Origin of the sequence: Xenorhabdus sp. BG5 (genome assembly GCF_015163665.1) — a bacterium.
GTDB lineage: Bacteria > Pseudomonadota > Gammaproteobacteria > Enterobacterales > Enterobacteriaceae > Xenorhabdus.
The window spans coordinates 1-2,627 of record NZ_JADEUG010000065.1 but is presented as its reverse complement, the minus strand read 5'-3'; the positions used below and the strand labels follow the sequence as shown (position 1 = coordinate 2,627).

Here is a 2,627-nt window from a genome sequence, read left to right as displayed (position 1 = left end):
CATCAGCATCACCGGGCCTTTGACGGTGTAGCTTTTGGTGACCAGGTTGCCGGTCGCTTCATCCTTGCCCGTGCTGGCCATCGTCAGTTCGCCGTCACTTTGCAACAACTTGAGCGCATAGGCCGCCTGCCGCACGCCTTCTTCTTCGGCAATGGCGAGGATTTTGTGTTGCAGGTTGGTTTCCCCCAGATAGAACAGGCTCTGGCCGGTCATGGCGCTGTACTGGATACGTTCTTCTTCGGGGATCAGGTTTAAGACGGCATCCATCAGGCTGCTCTTGCCGGCGGCGCTGCTGCTCTGGATCAGGACAGCTAAGGGTTTGGGTAACTTGCGGCTTACCGCCGCCAAAAAGCCCGCCAGTAAGTTAGTGGATTCACCGACCACACCACAGGCGGCTAAGTCAGTAGTAATACGGGCGGTCAGGTAGGGATCTTGCAGCAAGGCCAGTGCGGCTTCTTGCTCGGTGTCGCTCATTGTCGGCATATTGACCACGGATGCCGCACCGCCTTGTTGTTGCCATTGCTCAACCGCCAGTAACACCTGACCCAGTGCCCGCCGGATGTCGCCTTCGGTCAGGCCCAGCTCAGCGGCAGCCATGCGCGAATAGCTGTTGCGTGAGCGCCCGCTCATCAGATCAACCCCGTCAGCGAATAACACACCGCTTTGCCTGTCCAGCACCTGTGCATTGAGCTTCATGGCCGCAGCCCCGGCTTTTACTGTGCTCATGCCGCGCAGATACCATTGCAGTGTGCCAACTGAGATCAGCAGTTCGCCATTGTCGCCGGATTCACAGACCACATTCGGCGTCACGCGGGGCGCGGGTTCGGCAGCTAAAGGGGAAGCGGATTCTGACACCGTGTCCGGCTCAGGCGTCTGGCGCTCAAGGGCTACCATGTCCGCCGCCTCCTGCATCGGTACGGCACTCTCAAGCAGCAGGGCAAAGTCGGTTTCGGGTTCCGCCATCTGACACAGATATTCGTTTGCATCCATCTTTGGCGGGAACACCACGCGCAGCGGCGTGATCCCTTTAGCAACCAGTGCTGACGCCAGTTTCACCGCCGCTTCATTGCCTGCGCTGTCATTGTCGAATGCGATCAGTACCTGCTTAATGCTGTAGTGTTCGAACGCCTGCCAGTGATCTGCTGTGACCCCATGTACCCCGTAGGCCGCCGTGACATGGCGCTGACCGGCGACCCAGAATGACATCGCATCGATCAGCGATTCACACAGGATCAGCGTTTTGGACGCACCCAGCGCCGCGGCATTCCAGACGCCTTTGTGTGCGCCCGGTAGGTACAGATGGCGCACCACCGATGCCCGCAGATCATCGCTGATCATGCGCCCGTACAGTTCATGGATTTGCCCCTGCGCATCCATCACCGGCACAACCAGCGAACCGCGCAGGTGCTCCCGTCCGTTCTCCCGCAGCACACCGACTGCTTGCAGACGGCGGCGGATCTCTGCGCCGGCCTTGTATTTACTGGCTGGCAGTCGGTAAGCCAGTGTCCGGTTGGCAAAGCCCAGCTTAAAATGGCTGACCAGCTCAGGATGGTTGAGCCGCCGTTTGGACAGATACGCCTGGGCTTCTGGGGCATTGAGCAAGGTATGGTGATAAAACTCCACGACCCGTGACAGCAGCACCTGTTGCCCGATAGCATCACTGGCCAGCTCTTCCGGCTGCACCAGTGGCTCAACCGCCGGATTGTGCCCCAGCACGGCCTTTAAGCGTTCGGTGGCATGGCGCAGGCTCAGCCCTTCGGTTTGCATCACCCAGTCCAGCACCGACCCGCCGGCATTGCAGCCAAAGCAGTGATAGAGATTTTTCGACGGCGTGATCACCATCGAGGGCGTTTTTTCCTCATGGAACGGGCACAGCACCGTCATATCTTTGCCGCGCTTAAACAACTGCCGCCCCTGCTGTTCAATGATGGCCACTAAAGAGACGGCGGATTTTAGGTGCTGTAATTCTGCGTCGGGAATGCGAGCCATATCGATATTCCTTTAAAAACCTGTCAAGATTTATTTTGATTCGCCATGCGATATATTATATAATCGCAATACGATAGTAAAGCAAGTCATTTTAATAACACACCTTATACTCGGAGCACTTTATGGCTGATATGACAGAAGAGATTATGCAGACTGAAGAACAGCGCCGGGCATTTGGTCAACGGCTAAAAGCATTGCGTAACCAGCAGCGGCGGACACAGAAAGAAATCGCTGGCCTGATTGGGTTACAGCTTTCGCAGTACAACAAGTACGAGTCCGGGATGCACATCCCGCCTGCGGATAAACTGATACAACTGGCGGAGTTATTTACGACATCGATTGATTATTTGTTATTAGGTTCGTCTGACGAGCAGTTACCGCTGAGTAATACGCGGTTAATTGAGCGGCTTAAAGCCCTTGAAGAATGCCAGCCGGAAGAGCAAGAGACAGTGATTAAACTGATTGATGCGGTGATTATGAAGAGCCGGGTTGAATCAGCGATGCGTCCGGTTGAGCAGGAGAAAGGCAGCTAAAGAGAAAGCATTTTTAACGCAGCTCCGGCGCGCTTGCAACACGCCGAAGTTGCTCACCACAACCAACTATTGAGGAGTTGAATGATGGCTAAGGCGCATTCTAAG

2 protein-coding genes are annotated in these 2,627 nt (G+C 55.8%); one reads left to right on the top strand and one right to left on the bottom strand.

The genetic code is table 11. The annotated features are described in order from the left end of the window. Window positions 1–1,989, bottom strand: a 1,989-nt coding sequence (locus tag IQ209_RS17745; protein WP_193852506.1) for a CHC2 zinc finger domain-containing protein, incomplete at its 3' end; no start/stop codon positions are given. Between the two features lie 122 nt (window positions 1,990–2,111). Here IQ209_RS17745 and IQ209_RS17740 point away from each other — a divergent pair. Next, entirely contained in the window at window positions 2,112–2,522 is a 411-nt protein-coding gene (locus IQ209_RS17740) for a helix-turn-helix domain-containing protein (RefSeq protein WP_189758921.1), read from the top strand. Window positions 2,523–2,627: the final 105 nt, after the last annotated feature.